Here is a 19,600-nt window from a genome sequence, read left to right as displayed (position 1 = left end):
TTGCAAGAAAACGAAATAGGTATTAGGATATAGAAGTAGCCCAATATCACCGAAATATCAAATTTAATGAAAAGAAAAATATTATATTATTGTTTTTTGGCAGTAGCAACGATTATAACAATATTGTTGATACATTTTCCATTCGACAAAGTAAAAGAACCTGTTTTAAAGAAAACAAGCAAAATTATCAACGAACAAAAAGTAGAGCCCAAAAGGCTATTTTTAGACGCATGGAGAACCGCAAAAAACCAATATGTAGACCCCAAGATGAACACCCAAGACTGGTCACGCTGGAAAAAACGCTATGAAAACGAGATTGAAACAGAAGATGATGCCTATGTTGCCATCAACTCAATGTTGCAAAGTCTTGACGACCCTTATACAAGATTTATGAATATGTCAGAAGCCAATGACCAAAATGTAGCCATCGACTCAAATATATCAGGAATCGGTGCCAGCATTATGCAAATTGCAGGCAAATTCGTAATATATAACGTCATATCAGGTTCTCCTGCTAAAAAGTACGACCTTCAAATCGGAGATATAATCGAAAAAATTAACGACACTGAAATAAGTAACCTTTCAATTGACAATGTCGTATCAAAAATACGAGGCAAAAAAGGTTCTTACGTAAAACTTTCAATAAAAAGAAACAATAAAATACTAACCAAAATTATATGCAGGGATATTGTTACTCTAAAAAATGTCCAATATAAAAAGATAAAAGATATCGGATATATTCAGGTAGGAAGTTTCATAGGAAAAACGACCCCTCAAGAGTTTGAAGAAGCAATAATGCAAACTCAAAACACAAAAGGAATAATTATCGACCTTAGAGGCGACTCAGGCGGTTTATTTGACAACGCAATACTTATGTCGGATATGATTATCACCCAAGGTGAAATACTCAATGTGGTTTACAGGAACGGCTTTAGAAACCCGATTTTAGCTCACGACACAGCAATTTTCAGAGATAAACCTATTGTAGTTTTAATAAATAGAGGAACTGCGAGCTCAGCAGAAATTTTTGCAGGAACACTGAGAGATAACAAAAAAGCGATTTTGGTCGGAACAAGAAGCTATGGAAAAAACTCCGTCCAAGAGATTATTCCAATGCCTAATCACACAGGGATGAACATTACGATTGCAAAATATTATATCCCCTCCGGTGAAGATATTCATAACGTCGGCATAAAACCAGACTACGAAATATACTATACACAACAAGATTACCTGAATAATCGAGATACCCAGCTAATAAAAGCCATAGAGATTCTTAACAATATAACAGGCGGAAAATAAACTTATTCAGCATTGCAGATGGATAAACTAAAGACAGTCAAAAAGATGTCATTCTGAAGCGTGAACTATTAGAGATGCTAAAACCAAACAGCACTTGCTTCGGCATGGCTGGAGTTTTAGGTGATAAAGCAAGCTTGTTGACTTCACTTTTGGCACAACAATGAAGTCTTTGTCATTGCGAACGAATGTAAAGCAATACAGTCCTTAGATTGGACTAAAGCCCAGCGAAATTCCCCACCTCGCAAATCATGCTCAAAACGTGTCAAACCAACACTTTTAGCCCACTTTGTTTTTATAAAGATATGTAACATTACTACGTTTATAGTATGATTTTTAAGAAACTTTTTTTGAAAAAATGGTATAATAAAAGTGTAAGGCAAATTTGTTGCACTACCGAAGTAATACACCCTCAAAAAGATACAAGACAAATTCCTCACGCGTTAGACATAAGCGAAAGGGACATATGGACAAAGTTCAATTTCACAATGACCTTGCGAGGTTGCTTGAGATTCTACCCCCGAAGATTACCGCCTGTATGAAAAACACAAATCAGGACGATATCATCGAACTGGTGTTGGATTTGGGGAGAGTTGGAGAAGTCCGTCACGCTGACGGCAAAACAGAGTTTTTAGGGCATGATTATATTTCAGAGGGCGACCTTGAATATATAACATCGAAAATTCCGCCCTTTACGCATGACAACCGCTCGGGACTTGCAGGCACCTTGCACAGAATAAGTGCAATTAAAAATAGACAGGGAAAAGTCGTAGGGCTCACATGCAGGATTGGTAGAGTTGTTACGGGTACTATTTCTTGCATAAAAGATATCGTTTTACAAAATAAAAGCATTTTGTTCTTGGGACGCCCTGGAGTTGGGAAAACTACAAAATTGAGAGAAATATCAAGACTTGTATCAGATGAACTCGGCAAAAGAGTCGTCATTGTAGATACATCCAATGAAATCGCAGGCGACGGCGACACTCCGCATCCGGCTATCGGAAGAGCCAGAAGAATGCAAGTTCCACAACCTGAATTTCAAAAAGACATAATGATAGAAGCTGTTGAAAACCATACCCCCGAAGTCATTGTTGTCGATGAAATCGGTACTGAAGCAGAAGCTCAAGCTGCAAGAACAATCGCTGAGCGTGGCGTTATGCTCATCGGAACAGCTCACGGAAATACTCTTGAAAACCTCATCAAAAACCCTGTTTTATCAGATTTGGTCGGAAGTATAAGCTCTGTAACTTTAGGCGACGACGAGGCAAAAAGAAGAGGCTCTCAAAAAACTGTTCTTGAAAGAGAAAAACAACCGACTTTTGATGTTGTTATTGAAATTATTGACAGAAACACCCTTGCAGTTTACAAAAATACCGCAGAAGCAGTTGATTACATACTTAGAGGCTGGCCAATTCGACCCGACATAAGAAAAGTCGATGAAAATTATCAAGACACCAAAAAACCAACTCTTGTTCAGGAAATCAATAAACTTGATGAAAAAGTTGAAAAAGCAAACGAAAGCTTAAAATTCAGCTTCTCTCGTCAAGAATATGTCAACGAAGTTAAAGATTTCAAAAAAATATACATTTATGCAGTCAGCAAAACAGTTGTAGACAAAGCTATTGAACGTCTTGACCTGCATGCTGAAATAACAAAAAACATTGAAGATGCTGACGTTGTGATTGCACATAAAGCTTTTGCAAAAGGCGGAACAAAGATTTTGAGTATTGCAAATGATTATCGATTACCGATTTATTACGTCCGCTCAAATTCAATGGCTCAAGTACAAAAAATACTAAAAGAAGCTTTGCATATTGAAGAAGCTGCAAACACGCTTCAAGGCTATTATGACGAGGCTGAAAAGGCACTTGATGAGGCTAAAAATGCAATTCAAAAAATATTATCTGGTGCTAAAGATGTTGAACTTCAACCACAAAATCAACAAATCAGAAAATTACAGCACGAGCTTGTTGAGCAACACAATCTAGCTAGCGTCAGTATTGGCGAGGGTTCAGCACGCCGTCTAAGAATTGTCGGCGGTAGCGAATACAAAAACGCAGGCTAGTGCCAGAGCCGATATAGCCAACGCACACAAGACTTTGAGGTCACTTTGTCAAAAGAGTGACCTCTTCTACACCTTACTTGACCGCTGTAAAGCTATGCTATCAGTATCTATACAGAATAGTTGTCATAAAAATTTTATATTTAATTATTTTTTGAAAAAAACAGTAAATTTAAAAGAAGCAATAACTTTAAAATTCTTGTCGGTTACATTTTTATAACAATTAGAATGCTTTTGTTTTTTATAACGACAAATTCTTCAAATATTTCTAGTTATTTAATTAAATTATTTAACCACAAACTTTGCATTTACAATAACTGACCTTTGAACAATCTAAATCATTAACAACTCCACCTGTTGGTCCGCTCTGCGGACGCACAGGATTTTGGAGATAAAACACATATCCGCCGTCTTGAGGAGTTTCTGCATCATCAGTAGTTTTGTTAGGCGGTCTTTCCCCATTAACATCAACAACTACAGTATCATCACCTCTAGAGCCAAAAGCCATACCGTCCTTGAGAAACATCACGTTATCACCGTCAATGTATTCCGAATAAACATTCGCAGATGTTTCATAGGAATCTTTAACAGCAACAATATCAAGGTATTTAGAATAAAAATTATCATAATAACAGCTAAAATTAAAATAAGATCCACATTGGTCTTCCAAATCTTCATTGTTTGTCCAGTATCGGCATAATAGTGTTGTGCCGCCTGTGACAGAACTGAATATGCTTTTTTAGCACCAACACGATATTCTTGTTGGTTAGTTTTATTCAACAATGACGGAATAGTTATCGCAGCAATAACACCTATAATAACTAAAGTAATTAAAACTTCCGCAAGCGTAAAAGCTTTTTTCTTCATAACTATATTCCCAAAAAATAAATTACACATAATATATGATATCATATCTGATTTTGCTAAACAAGTGATAAAAGTAATGATATATATTTCAAATTTTTCTATTCTTGTAATATAATATATTGTATAATGCGAGTTTAAGAGGGCGAAAAGTGTCTATTACATTAGAAAAAATACAAGGTTTAATTGCAGGTGACGGAGAATTACCTGTGCAACTTGCTGAAAATGCCAAGAAAAACGGCTTTCAAGTAATTGCAATTTCTCTTTCATCAGATAACAGAAACGATTTAAAAAAACATTGCGAAAAAGTCTACAGTTTTGGCCCCGGTGAAATCGGCAAAATAAGAGAAGCTCTTGTTGCAGAAAATGTTAAACAATTAACTTTTATAGGCAAAGTTCACAAGGGTTTAGTTTTAAAAAGACCTAAATTTGATTCAAGAGCAATAGAATTATTAAAACAAGCAAAAAGACTCAACGATGACGCGGTAATGATGCTTGCTGTTCAAGAATTGGAATCTGTAGGGATAACAGTTCTCGACCAAACATTGTTTATAAAAAACTTAATGGTTCCAACTGGCGTTCTCGGAAAAACTCGTCCTTCTGAATCTCAAATAGAAGATGTAAATTACGGTTTTTGGCTCGCTAAAGAAATGGGCAAAGTCGATGTGGGACAATCCGTTGTAATTAAAGACAAAATGGTTATGGCTGTTGAAGCAATAGAAGGCACAGATAAATGTATCGAACGTGGTGCAAAATATGCAAAAAAAGGTGCCGTCATCGTTAAAGTGGCAAAGCCATCTCAGGATAAAAGGTTCGACATTCCCGCTTTCGGATTAAGAACACTTAAAATGATGAAAAAATGCGGTGCAAATCTTATCGCCGTTGAAGCGGGTGAAACGATAATTGTTGACCAACAAAAAACAATTGAATTTGCCGATAAAAATAACATTGTGGTTATGGCGGTATGAAAAAACTTTTTATAATTACAGGAGAACACTCAGGCGACAAACACGCAGCTAATGTAGTTAAAGAAATTCAAAAATCAGGTCAATATATAGAAATTCAAGCTGTGGGAGGCAAAAACCTATCCGATACCGGCATAAAATTATTTGCAGACCATTCAAAAATGTCTGCCGTCGGTTTGGGATTTAAAATAATAATTGACCACATTATGCTCGGCAAAAGAATTGTTGACTATTTAAAAAATGACTTCAAGCCTGATATGGTACTGCTTGTAGATTATGGCGGTTTCAACCTTAGCATCGCAAAAGTACTGAAAAAACTCGATATCAAAGTATATTATTATATTCCGCCTCAAATTTGGGCATCTAGAAAATGGCGTCTTAACACTGTCAAAAAATATATCGATAAAGTAATCACTATTTTTCCTTTTGAAAATAAAATGTACAAAGATGCAGGAGTCGATGTTGAATTTTCAGGGCATCCTCTTTTAGAAGAAGTACCTCCAAAAGCTAACAAAGACGCTTTCTTTGATGAATTCGACTTAGACAAAAACAAAAAACTTGTATCCATCTTCCCCGGCTCAAGAAGTTTTGAAATCAAAGAACTTTTAAAAATTTTCGTCAAAGCTTCTGACATAATAAAAAAAGAAGACGACAACGTCCAATTCGTCATCTGTCAAGCTCCGACAATTAAAGATGATTGGTTTAAAGACAAAATCCCTTCTGATATAAAAATTATTAAAAACAAAAATTATGAACTTTTGTCAATTTCTGACGCTCTAATGTTAGCATCAGGAACTGTTGCTCTTGAAGCAGCCTTATACGAAACGCCTATGATTATTAGCTATAGAGGACCTTGGCTATTTTACTTAATCTATCTTTTGGTTCGCTGTATAAAAATGGTATCGCTTCCGAATATAATCATGGACGACAAAATAATACCTGAATTAATTCAAAGCAACGCAAAACCAGTCATAATAGCTAACCACATACTTAACATTCTCCATGATGCAGGCTATCGCAATAACATGGTCACTTCATTAAAAAATGTTAAAGAAAAACTTTCGGAAGAAAACTCGGCTAAAAAAACTTCAACTATCATACTAAATAATATATAAATACTGCGTTTCGATGTTACATCATCTTTCTATAAGATAATATTATTATAAAAAACATGTAAAATTTTCTTTAGAAATAGCAATTTTTCGTGACAAAATGCCTTATAATGAATGAAGGTTCAAGAAAGATTTTAGTGTGAAACAAGAAAATCATATAAATAATGTTAATAAGGAGAAGGATTCCAACCTCCAAACACCGAATATATCAAACCCAATTAACCAAACGGGGTTAATTGCAAAGATTAATTCGCTGAACACCAGAGCCACTTCAAACAGGCTCTATGGCGGTTACAATCAGTATGTCGAAAAACCATCTTTGACAATTAATTATGCTGAACTTCTCAAATATATGAACGAAGTTATGCTCAATAAGCATAATATTAATGAACTTTTTTATTCTTTCCACAACCTTGTAACAAATAAGCTTAATTGCTCATTCACCTCTTTAGGTATTATTAACCCGCAATCTAACTGCATGAATATCAAATTAATCGATAAAATCGGCAGCATATACTCCTCAAGAGTATTTTTGAGCGACACAAATAACGAAATTGTAAAATCAATAACAGAAAATAAAATCTCAACTCACAACGATAACGAATTTCTAAAAATCCCTTACCTTGCAAATTCACCTGCAATCGTTCTTCCTATTACCAGTTTTGGTGAGAATATCGGCGTTTCAATTATCGGGGATTATGAAATTGACAGTCATATAGATATCTACAGACTAATTTCAAACTATTACGGACTGTTTATTGCAAACTTTGACCTCAAAGAAAAAGCTACTCAAAGTGCTAATATCGACACTTTAACAGGCTTATACTCACACAGAAAGTTCCAAGAATTGTTAGCAAAAGAACTCTCTGACACTAAAGAAACCGAAAAAAGCGTTTCTATTGTAATCTTTGATGTAAACAATATTTCTCAAATAAATCGGGAATTCGGGCACGCTAAAGGCGATGAAATTATCAAAATGGTCGCAACCAAAATTAGTCAAAATATCAAAAAACAAGATTTCGCAGGAAGATACGGCGGCGACGAAATTGCTGTTGTTTTGCCTGATATGAATACCGAAGAAGCTAAATACCTTGCTGAATATTTGACCTACACTTTATCTTGTTGCTTAATTGACAACGTAGGTCCAATCAAAGTCTCCGTTGGGGTAGCGACTTTCCCTGAAGCCTCTATCGACCAAGAAAAACTTTTAATCCTCGCTGAACAAGCTATGTACATCTCCAAAAGCAAAGGATACAAAAACGGCATTTCAACTATTGTAAGTTCTCAAGATTATGACTTCTGGGAGGACATGGCATTGAACTCTTTCGCTTCTGTACTTGCTAAACGTCACTCTCAAATCGGCATAAACTTCGAAGAAGAACTTGTAACAAAATTCCAAAATGAAGAAATTATTTCTCAAAACCACTTGATTGATGTTGTAACTTCTCTTGCGAGTGCAATCGATGCTAAAGATGAATACACAAAAGGTCACTCAACATCTGTTTCCAGATATGCTGTCGCTTTAGCCAGAGCAATCAATCTGCCTGAAAAAGAAGTTGAACGCATTAAACTCGGAGCACTTCTTCATGACGTCGGCAAAATCGGTATCCCTGAAAACGTCCTTAAAAAACCAACAAAATTGAGCGACGAAGAATGGGAAATCATGAAACAACACCCGACTATAGGTGCTGAAAAAGTTCTACAACCTAACCCATCTTTACACGACCTTATCCCAATCGTAAAATATCACCACGAACATTGGGACGGTAGCGGTTATCCAAACAGACTAAAAGAAACTGAAATTCCTTTAGCAGCAAGAATCGTCGCTGTAGCAGATGCTTACCACGCCTTAATAAGTGACAGACCTTACAGAAAAGGACTTGGGAACGACAAAGCTTGCGAAATATTGACCGTAGGTGCAGGCGTACAATGGGATGAAGAACTTGTCAGACAGTTTGTCGCTATCGCTCCATCTTTGGCTACTATGATTTAGCTTTCAGCGTCATTTATTTTCTTGTGGTAATAATTTATCGTCTTTGATAAGTTAAGTCTTTTTGCCTTTTTTTTAAAAATTTTGGATTTATACACTCCAAGAGTTGCCAGCAAATATTTAAAACTTACAGACAAGACTCCTAAGCCGTATTTACAAGAACGCATAAAGTTTATTGATGATGCCTCTGGAAAATATAATGTCGGACAACTTATCTCCCCGATTTTAAATCTATGATAAAAAATAAGGGCAAGCATTTCGTTGTCAAAAATGAAGTCGTCGTCACAATCTTCAAGTGGCAACATTTCTAAAACTTGTTTATTAAATGCCCTAAAACCTGTATGATACTCAGACAATGCCTGTCCCATCATTATATTTTGAAAAAAAGTTAAAAACTTATTTGCAATCCACTTATACATTGGCATTCCACCTTTTAGTGCACCACCTGTCAACATTCTCGAAGCAATTACTGCATCATACTCCTCAAATGCAATCATAGAAACCATTGCAGGTATTAACTTTGGCGTATATTGATAATCAGGATGAAGCATTATAATAATATCAGCCCCAGCCTTTAATGCCCCACGATAACAAGACTTTTGATTTGCTCCGTAGCCCAAATTGACATCATGAACTATTGTATCAATATTGAGCTTTTCAGCAATGAGTTTTGTATCGTCAGCAGAATTGACATCTGTCAATATAACTTCATCGACAATATCCATTGCTATTTCTGAATATGTCTTCTCCAATGTTTTTGCCGCATTATACGCAGGCATTATAACAACTACTTTTTTTCCGTTTAGCATTTTGACCTCTGCTATTAGGATATTATTTATTTTGTAAAAATGCAAATATTTATATAATAATCACTTTTTTACCTTAAAGGCTAATTTATTTTTTCAAACTAGCTGATATAATCCTCCGAAAAGGAGGAATTTATGAATTTATCAGATGTCAAACTTCAAGGAATTGACGAAAACGGCGACGAAAAAACATATTCTATAGACGATTTTAAAGATGAAAATGTCATTCTGTACTTTTACCCAAAAGATAACACCTCAGGTTGTACAATAGAAGCACACAACTTTAGAGATAACATGGACAAAATTTCAAAATTCGTGAAAGTTGTCGGCGTAAGCCCTGACGACATAGAAAGTCACAAAAATTTCAAATCTCATAATGATTTGAACTTCACTTTGCTCTCTGACCCCGATAAAGAATTGGCAGAAGCTTTAAGCGTAAAAAATGATGACGGCTCTATTGAACGCTCTACATTCCTTATTGACAAAAATGGAAATATCGAAAAAGAATGGCGAAAAGTTAATCCTAATGAACACATTGAAGAAATTATGAAATATATAAAAGAAAAACTTACCTAATCGGTCTCTAAATAAAAGGGCAAGCGATAAATCACTTGCCCTCAATATTTTTAAAGTATTAACTACTTCATCAATTCTCCGACTGATTTGTAAACAGCCATACGTTTTGCTGCATCTGCTTCTGCTTGGTTATAAAGAGCTTCGGCAGCTTCAGGATTTGTCTTAAGAAGTGATTTATAACGACCTTCACTTCTAATAAAGTCTTGATAATTGCCTTTTGGTTCTTTAGCATCCCAAGTAAACGGAGTTTCGTTTGCAGGATTGTATCTGTATAGTGGGAAATATCCTGCTTCAACTGCACGTTTTTGTTCAGTTTGAGTCTTGCTCATATCGATACCGTGAGCGATACAAGGAGCGTAAGCGAAGATGATTGATGGTCCGTCGTAAGCTTCAGCTTCTTGGAATGCTTTAAGAGTTTGACCTCTATCAGCACCTAATGCTACTGATGCTACGTAAACATATCCGTATGACATGCTCATCAAGCCCATATTCTTCTTGTAAGTTCTCTTACCGCCTGTAGCAAACTTCGCAACTGCACCTGTAGGTGTAGATTTAGAAGCTTGTCCGCCTGTATTTGAATAAACTTCTGTATCAAGAACCAAGATATTAACATTTTTATTTTGTGCCAATACATGGTCGATACCGCCGTAACCGATGTCATTTGCCCATCCGTCACCACCTATAATCCATACTGATTTATCGGTAAAGTAATCTTGAAGCTCTCTTACTTTCGCAAGGTCTGCACAATCACAATCTGCATATTTTGCAAGAACTTCTTTTGCTTTATCTTGAGCTTGAATAGCTTCTTCTGTCTTTGAATTATCAAAGTTTGAAATAGCTTCGTTCAATGCCTCTTTCAAATCAGCTGGAGCTTTTTCTGAAGCAACTACTTTTTCAACGTAAGTTTTCAAAGTATCTCTGTTTTGGTCTACTGCAAGTCTCATACCAAAACCGAATTCAGCATTATCTTCAAATAATGAGTTAGCCCAAGCCGGACCTCTGCCGTTTTTCTTCTTAGTATAAGGAATTGTCGGGAATGTACCTGAGTAGATTGAAGAACAACCTGTTGCGTTAGCAACGATTACATTTTCGCCAAACAATTGTGATACCAATTTAACGTAAGGAGTTTCGCCACAACCTGCACAAGCACCTGAGAATTCGAATAACGGAGTCTTAAGCATTGCACCTTTTATTGTTTTTGTTGTGTTTTTACCCATTACATCATCAGGAGCTTCATTGAAGAATTTTTCATTTTCCAATTGACCTTCTGCAACTTCTTTTTCAATAGTTGACCAAGAAAGAGCCGGTGTTTCAGGTTTATTATTGTTTATTGGACATTGGTCTAAGCATACGCCGCAACCTGTACAATCTTCAACATAAACTTGTACTCTGAATTTTTCTCCGTTCGCATTTGGTTTGGCATCTACTGTTTTGAATGATGCAGGTGCATTTTTCAATGTTTCAGCATCAAATAATTTTGTTCTTATAGCTGCGTGAGGACAAGCTGATGCACAAATTCCGCATTGGATACATACATCAGAATTCCATTGAGGAACTCTCGGTGCGATACCACGTTTTTCGAGGCAAGCTGTACCTGTCGGGATTACGCCGTCATAAGACATTGCTGAAACAGGAATATCATCACCTTTTTGTCTCATTGAAGGTTCAATTATTTTCTTAGCGAATTCATCTGCGTTATCAGGAATCATTTTAACTTCATCTGCAGAACCAACGCCGTCTATAGAAGCAGGAATAACAACTTCTTGACAAGCGTCAACTGCTGCATCTATCAATGCAAGGTTCATATTTACAACATCATCACCCTTTTTCTTGAATGTTTTTGTTGTCATAGCTTTCATTCCTTCAAGAGCTTGTTCAAAAGGAATAATTCCTGAAACTTTGAAGTATGCAACCATCATTACTGTGTTTGCACCTTTACCACGTAAGCCCGGTTGTTGTTTAATCAAAGCTTCTGCATCAATATTATAGAATTTGATTTTCTTGTCGATAATTGTTTTTTGCATATCTTTTGTCAAGTGAGCAAAAGCTTCTTCCTTAGAATAAGGGCTGTTCAACAAGAATGTTCCGCCTTCTTTGATACCTTTAAGCAAATCGTATCTGCCGATGTATGCGTGTGTAGAACAAGATACAAAGTCAGGAGCTGTGATAAGGTATGTAGATTTAATTTGTTTATCGCCAAATCTCAAGTGAGAAACAGTTACACCAAATGACTTTTTAGAGTCATAAGCAAAGTATGCTTGAGCATCTTTGTCAGTATATTGACCGATAATTTTAATTGAGTTTTTGTTAGCACCAACAGTACCATCAGAACCTAACCCCCAGAACATGCAGTTTGTAGTGCCTTCAGGTTCTGTAACGATATGTTCTTCAACTTTTAATGATTTATTTGTAACATCATCTTCAATGCCCACTGTAAATCCGTGGAATCCGTTGTTTTCAGCATGTTTAAACGTAGCCAATACCATTGAAGGAGTGAATTCTTTAGAAGACAAGCCATAACGACCGCCGATAATTCTAATATTTTTACCTTCTAATGCAGCAACAACGTCTAAGTACAAAGGTTCACCGATAGCACCGGGTTCTTTAGTTCTGTCAAGAACTGTAACACGTTTTGCAGAAGCAGGAAGTGCTTCTAAGAATCTCTTAACATCAAACGGTCTGTACAATCTGACTTTAACCATACCGTATTTTGTACCGCGAGTTGCATTTAAGTATTCAATAGTTTCTTCAATAGTTTCACAGCCTGAACCCATTGCAACGATAACGTCTGTAGCATCAGGAGCACCGACATAATCAAACGGATGATATTGTCTGCCTGTTACTTTTGCCACTTTATCCATATATTCTTGAACGATATCAGGAACTTCATCATAGAATTTATTGACTGTTTCACGTCCTTGGAAGTAAACATCGGTATTTTGAGCACCGACTTTACAAACAGGAGCTTCCGGTCTTAACGCTCTTTTTCTGAATTCTTCAATATATTTAGGTTCAACTAATTTTGCAATATCTTCGTAAGAAATTTCTTCAATTTTGTGTACTTCATGTGATGTTCTGAATCCATCAAAGAATTGCAAGAAAGGAACTTTTGATTTATAAGTTGCCAAGTGAGCAACCAAAGCCAAATCCATTTCTTCTTGAACGCTGTTAGCAGCCAACATTGCATAGCCTGTATTTCTGCAGCCCATAACGTCTGAGTGGTCGCCGAAAATAGCTAATGATTGAGCTGCAATTGCACGAGCTGCAACGTGAATAACATGCGGAAGCATTTCACCTGCTACTTTGTGCATTACAGGAATCATTAATAATAAACCTTGTGAAGCTGTATAAGTAGATGTTAACGAACCTGCAGCCAAAGAACCATGAACAGCACCTGCTGCACCTGCTTCTGATTGCATTTCGGCAACGTTTACTTTTTTGCCCCATACATTTTTCTTACCTTGTGATGCCCATTCATCAATCCATTCGCCCATTGTAGAGGAAGGAGTGATAGGGTAAATTGCTGATACTTCGCTCAATGCATACGCAACGTGTGCTGCAGCGTAGTTACCATCAACTGTTATTGTTTTTCCTGGCATTTTTACTTGCCCTCCTTTATTATTTTCCTAACTAATAACAAATAACCATACCAAAAAGGTACCGTAAATATGACAAAATTACAACTAAATTTTTTGTCAAAGCACATGAAAACACTATATTTCGGCACGTTTCGTGATTTTTTGCACTATAAGTTTTGTTAAATGTGAATTATTTGATATTTTTGAACTAGGAACTGTTTACTACTAACCAAGCAAACTTCTGAGTGACTTTAGCTTATCAAGCCACCGGTCACTCTGCAAAAAGTTATTCTGAGGCAAAATGCTAAGTCAAGCTAAAAAGTTCTAATAGTCGTTCTCTCAAGTTTACGGACAAGACGTGTTTGGATATTTTCCGTGTTTTTCGTAATTGAATCGACTAAAACTGTCTTTGCTCCCAAAAGTTTCCCTGCTAAGATATCCGTCAAAGGTCTATCCCCTATAACAACAGTATCTTTCGGACTCTTGCCAATATTTAATAAATATTCACGCATAACTTTAGGTGAAGGTTTATTCGCATGCCCGACAACAGCAAAGTCTGTCATAGCTTGGACTTTTGCAATATAATCTTTGTTTTTATTATTACTGATAACTGCTAAAGTAAAATCATTTTTCAGCTTTTTAAAAAGTTCTTTTACGTTCTCCGGATACATACCGCTTTTAGATGGCATAATCGTACTGTCAAGGTCAAATAAGACAACATTTACGCCTTGATTTTTCAACTCATCAAAATCAATGTCAAAAAGTGAAACTACATTATAATCAGGTTTTAATATCATCTTAAATTTTTTATCCCTATCGTCCTTGCAAGTGCGTATGTATAATCTTGTGGCTCTTTATCTAGTTCAATCCACGATTCATCATTGGTATTTGAAAGCTCTTTTTCTTCACCTGATTTTGAGTCGATAATCTTTAATACTTTTGCTGTGAATTTTTCATCAGGCGTAATAACTTCTATCTCATCGTTTAAAAGAATTTTATTTTTCGTTTTAACTAAATATCGATTTTCTTTTTTATCTAAAAATACGCATAAAAAGTCAGCTCCGGCCAAGCCCTTTGAAATATCATAGCTGTACCCTTCAGAATCAGGTTTATCAATGAAAAATCCTGTAGTATAGCCACGGTTTCCGATTTTAATTATTTCGTTATAATTTTCTTCTTCTGATTGTTTCCCTGTTTCAAGATACTCATCAATAGCATGCCTGTAAGCTTTTGCGACTGCAGAAACATAGTAAAGACTTTTTGTTCTGCCTTCAATTTTGAAGGAATCAACACCTGCGTCAATCAATTTAGGCAAATAATTTATCAAAGCTAAATCTTTAGGGCACAAAATGTGAGTACCACGTTCATTTTGATTAATTTCGTAATATTCACCGGGGCGAGTTTCTTCTACAAGTTTGTAGCTCCATCTACAAGGTTGAGCACACCCTCCGTGATTAGATTTACGCTCACCGCCTGTCATATAATCGCTCAACAAGCATCTTCCTGAAAATGAAACACATTGGGCACCATGGACAAAAACTTCAATCTCCATTTCAGGCACTTTATCTTTAATTGTAGCAATCTCAGGTATAGATAGTTCCCTTGCTAAAATAGCCCTCGTAGCTCCCAAATCTTGCCAAAATTTAACAGTTTCATAATTCAAAATATTTGTTTGAGTGCTAACATGAACATCAACTTCAGGCATGTATTTCTTAACGACATTAAAGACCCCAAAGTCAGACAAAATAACAGCATCAGGCTTAGAATCCTTAATAACATCAATATTTTTTATCAAATTTTCAATATCATTATTGAACGCAAATATATTAAGCGTCAAATACGCCTTTGCCCCCAATGAATGAATTTTTTCAATCGTATCTTTGAGGTTTTCAGCAGTGATAAGCTCACCCTTCCTCATAGCACGCAAGCTGAAATCAACCATTCCCAAATAAACGGCATCAGCCCCGTATCTAACAGCATATTCTGATTTTTCTCTGCTTCCTGCAGGCAATAACAATTCAGGTTTATTCATAATAATTGTATTTTACTACAAAAATAAGCCGACGAATAATTGTTTCGCCGGCATTAAATCCTTATCTATGAGTCAAGGATTTCCCTATGTGTCTATAAGTGCTTGGTTAAGCATATAGACATACTTATCTTGAGTGCTTCCTGAGAAGTCACCTTTTATTGCTGCCGTGAGCGATTTTCCGTATTCTTCTTTATACGCATCCATAATCTGCGTAAGTTGAGCAGGGGTATAATTGCCATCATTCAAAATACTGGAAACTGCGTCCTCATCGGTTCCGAGCCCTTTCATAGCCCTATTGAGTTCTGTAACAACCATTTTGACTTTGTTATCAGGAAGAGAGTCAGCTTCTGCTTCTGTTCCTTTAGTACCTTGCAATCCTCCAAGCACAATTGCCTTTAATTCTTTTTCTGCTTTACCTGAAAAATCGCCTTTAATATCACCTATCAGTGAGCCGTTTGTAGTATCGTAATTCTCTAAAATCTGAGCCATTTGGTCGCTATTGTAACCGCCATCTTTCAATATCGTATTTACGACATCTTCATCAGTTCCAAGACCTTTCATTGCCGATTTCAGCTCTGAGCTAATCATATCAAGTTGCTCTGTAGAAAGAGGTTCTTCTGAGGAGGCAGAAAGTCCTTTGAGTGCAATTCCTTTCAATTCTTTTTCCGCTTTACCTGAAAAATCACCTTTTATGTCACTTATCAATGAACCATTGGTCTTGTTATATGCACTTAATATTTGATTCATTTGCTCAGGCGTATAATTGCCGTCTTTCAAAATTGAATTTACAACATCTTCATCGGTTCCAAGGCCTTTCATTGCGTTATTCAACTCTTGAACAACAAGCCCTACCTGTTTATCAGCAAGAAGTTTTGAATCATCTTGAGATTTCAAGGCGTTCGTCAATGTTTCTTTTAATCCTTTTTCTTCTTTACCTGAGAAATCGCCTTTTATAGCATCCATCAATGATTCGCCGTGAGCCTCTTGATATGCAAGCATTATTTTTTGCAAATCTTCAGGGCTTGCTTTATCGAGAATTTGATGGACACTAGCTTCATCTGTTCCCCAACCGTCCATTGCTTCAAACAGTTGGTCAGCTAACTTTTGAGATTTTTCATCTACTGTTACGCTGTCTGCTTTTTCCATCGGCAGTTTATTGCCTTCCATATCGCAGGCAACCTCATTTGACCATTTGTCGCCGTCAAAAGTTTTGGTTGTATATCCACCATCTTTGTATTGCAAGACAGTTCTTGGTGCGTCATCTCCATCACCATTCCATGTTGTTATTGTATATTCTTTCGGCGTTACTCCATCATCTTCAAATTGATAATTTTCCATTGTTCTTCCTTGAGTATCCGTCAAAGAAGCAGAAGTTGGAGTACCTTCAGCATTAGATACAGTTGTCATTGTATTTCCGTTTGAATCAAGTGCTGTTGACTCATAGCCTATCAAAGTACCGTTTTTGTCAAAATTTTGTTTTAATGATGTATCTCCATCTTTTATAGTTTTTGAATATGAGCCATCTGAATTATAGTCTTTTTTTGCATCAGCAAACATTGAATTCAAGTCAGTAGAAGCAGTGCCATCTGTGGTTGAAGAATCGTCAGCAGAAGTAGTACCATCAGTTGCAGTTGAGCCGGTGGTACCATTTGTACCATTTGTAGCATTTGTTCCTGTGGTATCCGTTGTGCCCGTTGCACCTGTTCCCGAGTTCATATCAGCACCTGTAATGTCAATATCTTGTTGAGTATTACTCTCATCAGGAATTTCAATATTAAGAGCTATATCATACAAATCGGCAAAATCAAGAGCTGCTGAACCGCTTTGACCTTGGAACTGCGTATTCAAATTGTTAAACGCATTTTGCTCGTCAGTATCCAGTTTGCCATCGCCATTCGAATCCAGCAAGTTATAAAAGTTTTCAAGCCCTATAGTATCATCAATCTTTTTGAGGGCAGAATTGCTGTCTACCTTGCCAGCCAACTCTGAATATGAGCCTGCAGAGAATATACTGTCTTGAAAATCAGAAATAGAATAATCTATACCACCTGAATTCTTTTGCATTTTCTCTTTAATGTTTTTAATTGCTTCTTGCTGTTTTGATGTCAACTGCCCAAAAGTGATATCTTTTGAGATTTCGCCCATGACTTACTCCTTAATTTTATTAATAATTTAAATATTTTTGAATTTATTTTTTGCTTTTATCCGTTTCTTTAGTATATTCAACAACCGGTAATTTAATGTGCTCTCCGGTATAAAGAACGCTGCTATCTGTGCCGGTTCCCCCTACAATTTTTCTTCCGCTTGAATATATATCAGGGTTAGCTTTCATTATGGCTGCTGAAATTAGTTTATATTTTTCAGAACCGTATTTTATATCACTGCCATAATTATTTTGAATAATCCGTAACAAGCAATCGTTTCTATCGCCGTCTTTTGGAATTACGCCCCATTTAGTAACTGTGACATCACTGTTTTTTGATTTGTACTGTTCTGATTGAGGCTTGTCGGTTTTGTCGGTTTTGTCGGTTTTGTCAGTTTTGTCAGTTTTATCTGTTTTATCTGTTTTATCTGTCGTATCGGTTTTATCGGTTTTATCTGTCTTATCAGTTTTTTTAGGCTCTTCGGGAATTTCTATGTTCAATGCTATATCATACAAATCCGCAAAGTCTAAAACTGTACTGCCCTGCATATTTTGATATCCCTTATTCAAATTATTAAAAGCATTTTGCTCTTTTTCACTGATTTTCCCATCACCATCAGAATCCACAAGATTGACAAAATTGTCTATTCCCATCAATTCATCAATCTTTTTGAGAGTTTTATTATTCTTCGCTTCAGACTTCAACTTTTCAGCACTATCTGCAACGAAAATACTTTCACTAAAATCATCTAAAGTATAATCGATGGAAGCCAAACCATTCGTATTCTTTTGAATATTTTTTATTGCTTCTTTCTGTTTAGCAGTCATTTGTTCGTAGGTGATACCACTTGATATATCTACCATCGATACACTCCTTTTACCTTTTTATTCCCTTATTCATCTTATCGACCATGTAAACTCTTATCTTTAGCATGTTTAAGGCAAATGTAACAATAAGTTTACATTCTTCGCCCTCTGTTAATTTTATTTATTCCGAAAGTGTAATATACTATTTTCATAGAAATTTTTATTTATGGACAAATTTATACTTGGTAAAAAAATTAAAGAAATAAGGCTAGCTGCAAATATAACTCAAGATATTGCGGCAAAAAAACTCGGAATTCCGCTGTCTTCTTTTTCTGCTATTGAAAACGGAAAAAGAAAAGTTGATGCGATTGAACTATTTGCTCTCGCAAATCTATATAATATAAATATTGAAGATTTTTTCACTAAATCAAACAACCCTGTTTTAAACAAAGCTTTGTATCTGTTAAAAAATTCTTCTGAACAAACAAAAACAGCTATTGGCTATTCCATCATCGGGCTGATTGAGAAAGGAAATTTGAAATAATTGACAGAGTCTAAAAACAACTTAATAAATCCTAAATTTGAAAAACACGGCTATATTCAAGTCTACACGGGTGACGGCAAAGGCAAAACAACTGCCTCATTAGGACTAACAATGAGAGCTTTAGGTAGAGGCTGGAATGTACTCATCATAATGTTTACAAAAGGCGGCGACAACTACGGAGAGCTTTACTCTTTTACCGATTTAAGTAATATTTTGACCAACAAGCTAAAAATCGTTCCGGCTGGTGTCGACAGGGTTGTTTACGCATCAAATATGAACAAAGACGATGAAAAAACAATCAAACAAGGTTGGGAAACCGCAAAAGACGCCATTTTAAACAACAAATACCAACTTATCGTTTTAGATGAAGCCAATATCGCTCTCGATTTAGGGCTGATTGACCTAAAAGACATGTTAGACGTACTTTCAAACAAGCCGGAGGAAATGGAAATCGTTTTGACTGGAAGAAATGCAAAACAAGAAATCATTGAAGCAGCAGACCTTGTATCAGAAATCAAGCCTGTCAAGCACTACTGGGACAAAGGAATTAAAGCCAGAAAAGGTATTGAATACTAATCTTGTGCCAAATAAAATCCCACGGGAAATCTATTTTCAATCTCCTACAATACTGAAAAACAAAAAGGTCTTTTTACTACTAATTAATCTGGCTTTTAAGTGGCTTTAGCTTATTTGAGCTCCTACAATACTGAAAAACAAAAAGGTCTTTTTACTACTAATTAATCTGGCTTTTAAGTGGCTTTAGCTTATTTGAGCTCCTACAATACTGAAAAACAAAAAGGTCTTTTTACTACTAATTAATCT

General features: G+C 36.0%; 16 protein-coding genes. 8 read left to right on the top strand and 8 right to left on the bottom strand.

The window, feature by feature from the left end:
- Nucleotides 1–96 precede the first annotated feature (96 nt).
- Nucleotides 97–1,302: a S41 family peptidase gene (locus tag PHV37_04415; protein ID MDD3237322.1), complete on the top strand. Its 1,206-nt coding sequence runs from the start codon at nt 97–99 to the stop codon at nt 1,300–1,302.
- 463 nt (nt 1,303–1,765) lie between these two features.
- Complete coding sequence (locus PHV37_04410; protein MDD3237321.1) at nt 1,766–3,364, top strand: hypothetical protein; 1,599 nt, start codon at nt 1,766–1,768, stop codon at nt 3,362–3,364.
- Between the two features lie 286 nt (nt 3,365–3,650).
- Here PHV37_04410 and PHV37_04405 read toward each other — a convergent pair whose 3' ends face one another.
- Both PHV37_04405 and PHV37_04400 read right to left on the bottom strand, forming a co-directional pair.
- Nucleotides 3,651–3,869: a hypothetical protein gene (locus tag PHV37_04405; protein MDD3237320.1), complete on the bottom strand. Its 219-nt coding sequence runs from the start codon at nt 3,867–3,869 to the stop codon at nt 3,651–3,653.
- 17 nt (nt 3,870–3,886) lie between these two features.
- A complete protein-coding gene (locus tag PHV37_04400; protein MDD3237319.1) occupies nt 3,887–4,228 on the bottom strand; it encodes a prepilin-type N-terminal cleavage/methylation domain-containing protein in 342 nt (113 codons plus the stop codon).
- A gap of 149 nt (nt 4,229–4,377) precedes the next feature.
- Between PHV37_04400 and lpxI the strand changes: the two genes are divergently transcribed.
- The 3 genes from lpxI (at nt 4,378) to PHV37_04385 (ending at nt 8,295) form a co-directional block, all read left to right on the top strand.
- The gene (gene lpxI, locus PHV37_04395) at nt 4,378–5,193 is read left to right on the top strand and encodes a UDP-2,3-diacylglucosamine diphosphatase LpxI (GenBank protein MDD3237318.1); all 816 of its coding nucleotides are present in this window, start codon (nt 4,378–4,380) and stop codon (nt 5,191–5,193) included.
- On the top strand, nt 5,190–6,305 hold the full coding sequence (gene lpxB / locus PHV37_04390; GenBank protein ID MDD3237317.1) for a lipid-A-disaccharide synthase: 1,116 nt from the start codon (nt 5,190–5,192) through the stop codon (nt 6,303–6,305). Before lpxI ends, lpxB begins: the two co-directional genes overlap by 4 nt.
- Nucleotides 6,306–6,441: 136 nt before the next feature.
- Complete coding sequence (locus PHV37_04385; protein ID MDD3237316.1) at nt 6,442–8,295, top strand: diguanylate cyclase; 1,854 nt, start codon at nt 6,442–6,444, stop codon at nt 8,293–8,295.
- Here PHV37_04385 and PHV37_04380 read toward each other — a convergent pair.
- The gene (locus PHV37_04380) at nt 8,292–9,101 is read right to left on the bottom strand and encodes a glycosyltransferase family 2 protein (protein ID MDD3237315.1); all 810 of its coding nucleotides are present in this window, start codon (nt 9,099–9,101) and stop codon (nt 8,292–8,294) included. The two genes, PHV37_04385 and PHV37_04380, sit on opposite strands and share 4 nt — an antisense overlap.
- Nucleotides 9,102–9,233: 132 nt before the next feature.
- Here PHV37_04380 and PHV37_04375 point away from each other — a divergent pair, with 132 nt between their 5' ends.
- Nucleotides 9,234–9,674, top strand: a complete 441-nt coding sequence (locus tag PHV37_04375; GenBank protein ID MDD3237314.1) for a peroxiredoxin — start codon at nt 9,234–9,236, stop codon at nt 9,672–9,674.
- A gap of 62 nt (nt 9,675–9,736) precedes the next feature.
- On the opposite strand, the gene nifJ is transcribed toward PHV37_04375, so the two are convergent.
- From nifJ to PHV37_04350, 5 genes are all read right to left on the bottom strand, one after another.
- Nucleotides 9,737–13,273, bottom strand: coding sequence for a pyruvate:ferredoxin (flavodoxin) oxidoreductase (nifJ, locus tag PHV37_04370; protein ID MDD3237313.1), 3,537 nt, complete (start codon nt 13,271–13,273; stop codon nt 9,737–9,739).
- Between the two features lie 293 nt (nt 13,274–13,566).
- Nucleotides 13,567–14,049, bottom strand: coding sequence for a YqeG family HAD IIIA-type phosphatase (locus PHV37_04365; protein ID MDD3237312.1), 483 nt, complete (start codon nt 14,047–14,049; stop codon nt 13,567–13,569).
- Nucleotides 14,046–15,284: a U32 family peptidase gene (locus PHV37_04360; protein ID MDD3237311.1), complete on the bottom strand. Its 1,239-nt coding sequence runs from the start codon at nt 15,282–15,284 to the stop codon at nt 14,046–14,048. Before PHV37_04360 ends, PHV37_04365 begins: the two co-directional genes overlap by 4 nt.
- An 84-nt stretch (nt 15,285–15,368) precedes the next feature.
- Nucleotides 15,369–17,429 carry an annexin gene (locus PHV37_04355; GenBank protein ID MDD3237310.1) on the bottom strand — a complete coding sequence of 687 codons (2,061 nt, stop codon included), beginning with the start codon at nt 17,427–17,429 and terminating at the stop codon, nt 15,369–15,371.
- A 43-nt stretch (nt 17,430–17,472) separates the two neighbouring features.
- A complete protein-coding gene (locus PHV37_04350; protein ID MDD3237309.1) occupies nt 17,473–18,291 on the bottom strand; it encodes a hypothetical protein in 819 nt (272 codons plus the stop codon).
- A 169-nt stretch (nt 18,292–18,460) separates the two neighbouring features.
- Here PHV37_04350 and PHV37_04345 point away from each other — a divergent pair, with 169 nt between their 5' ends.
- Together PHV37_04345 and cobO are read left to right on the top strand one after the other, a co-directional pair.
- On the top strand, nt 18,461–18,778 hold the full coding sequence (locus tag PHV37_04345) for a helix-turn-helix transcriptional regulator (GenBank protein MDD3237308.1): 318 nt from the start codon (nt 18,461–18,463) through the stop codon (nt 18,776–18,778).
- Complete coding sequence (cobO, locus tag PHV37_04340; GenBank protein ID MDD3237307.1) at nt 18,779–19,354, top strand: cob(I)yrinic acid a,c-diamide adenosyltransferase; 576 nt, start codon at nt 18,779–18,781, stop codon at nt 19,352–19,354.
- Nucleotides 19,355–19,600: the final 246 nt, after the last annotated feature.

Source organism: Candidatus Gastranaerophilales bacterium, from assembly GCA_028693235.1.
In the GTDB taxonomy this organism is placed as follows: Bacteria; Cyanobacteriota; Vampirovibrionia; order Gastranaerophilales; family Gastranaerophilaceae; genus JAQUVW01.
Note: the sequence above shows the minus strand (reverse complement) of the source record. Positions and strands in the feature narration are given on the sequence as shown.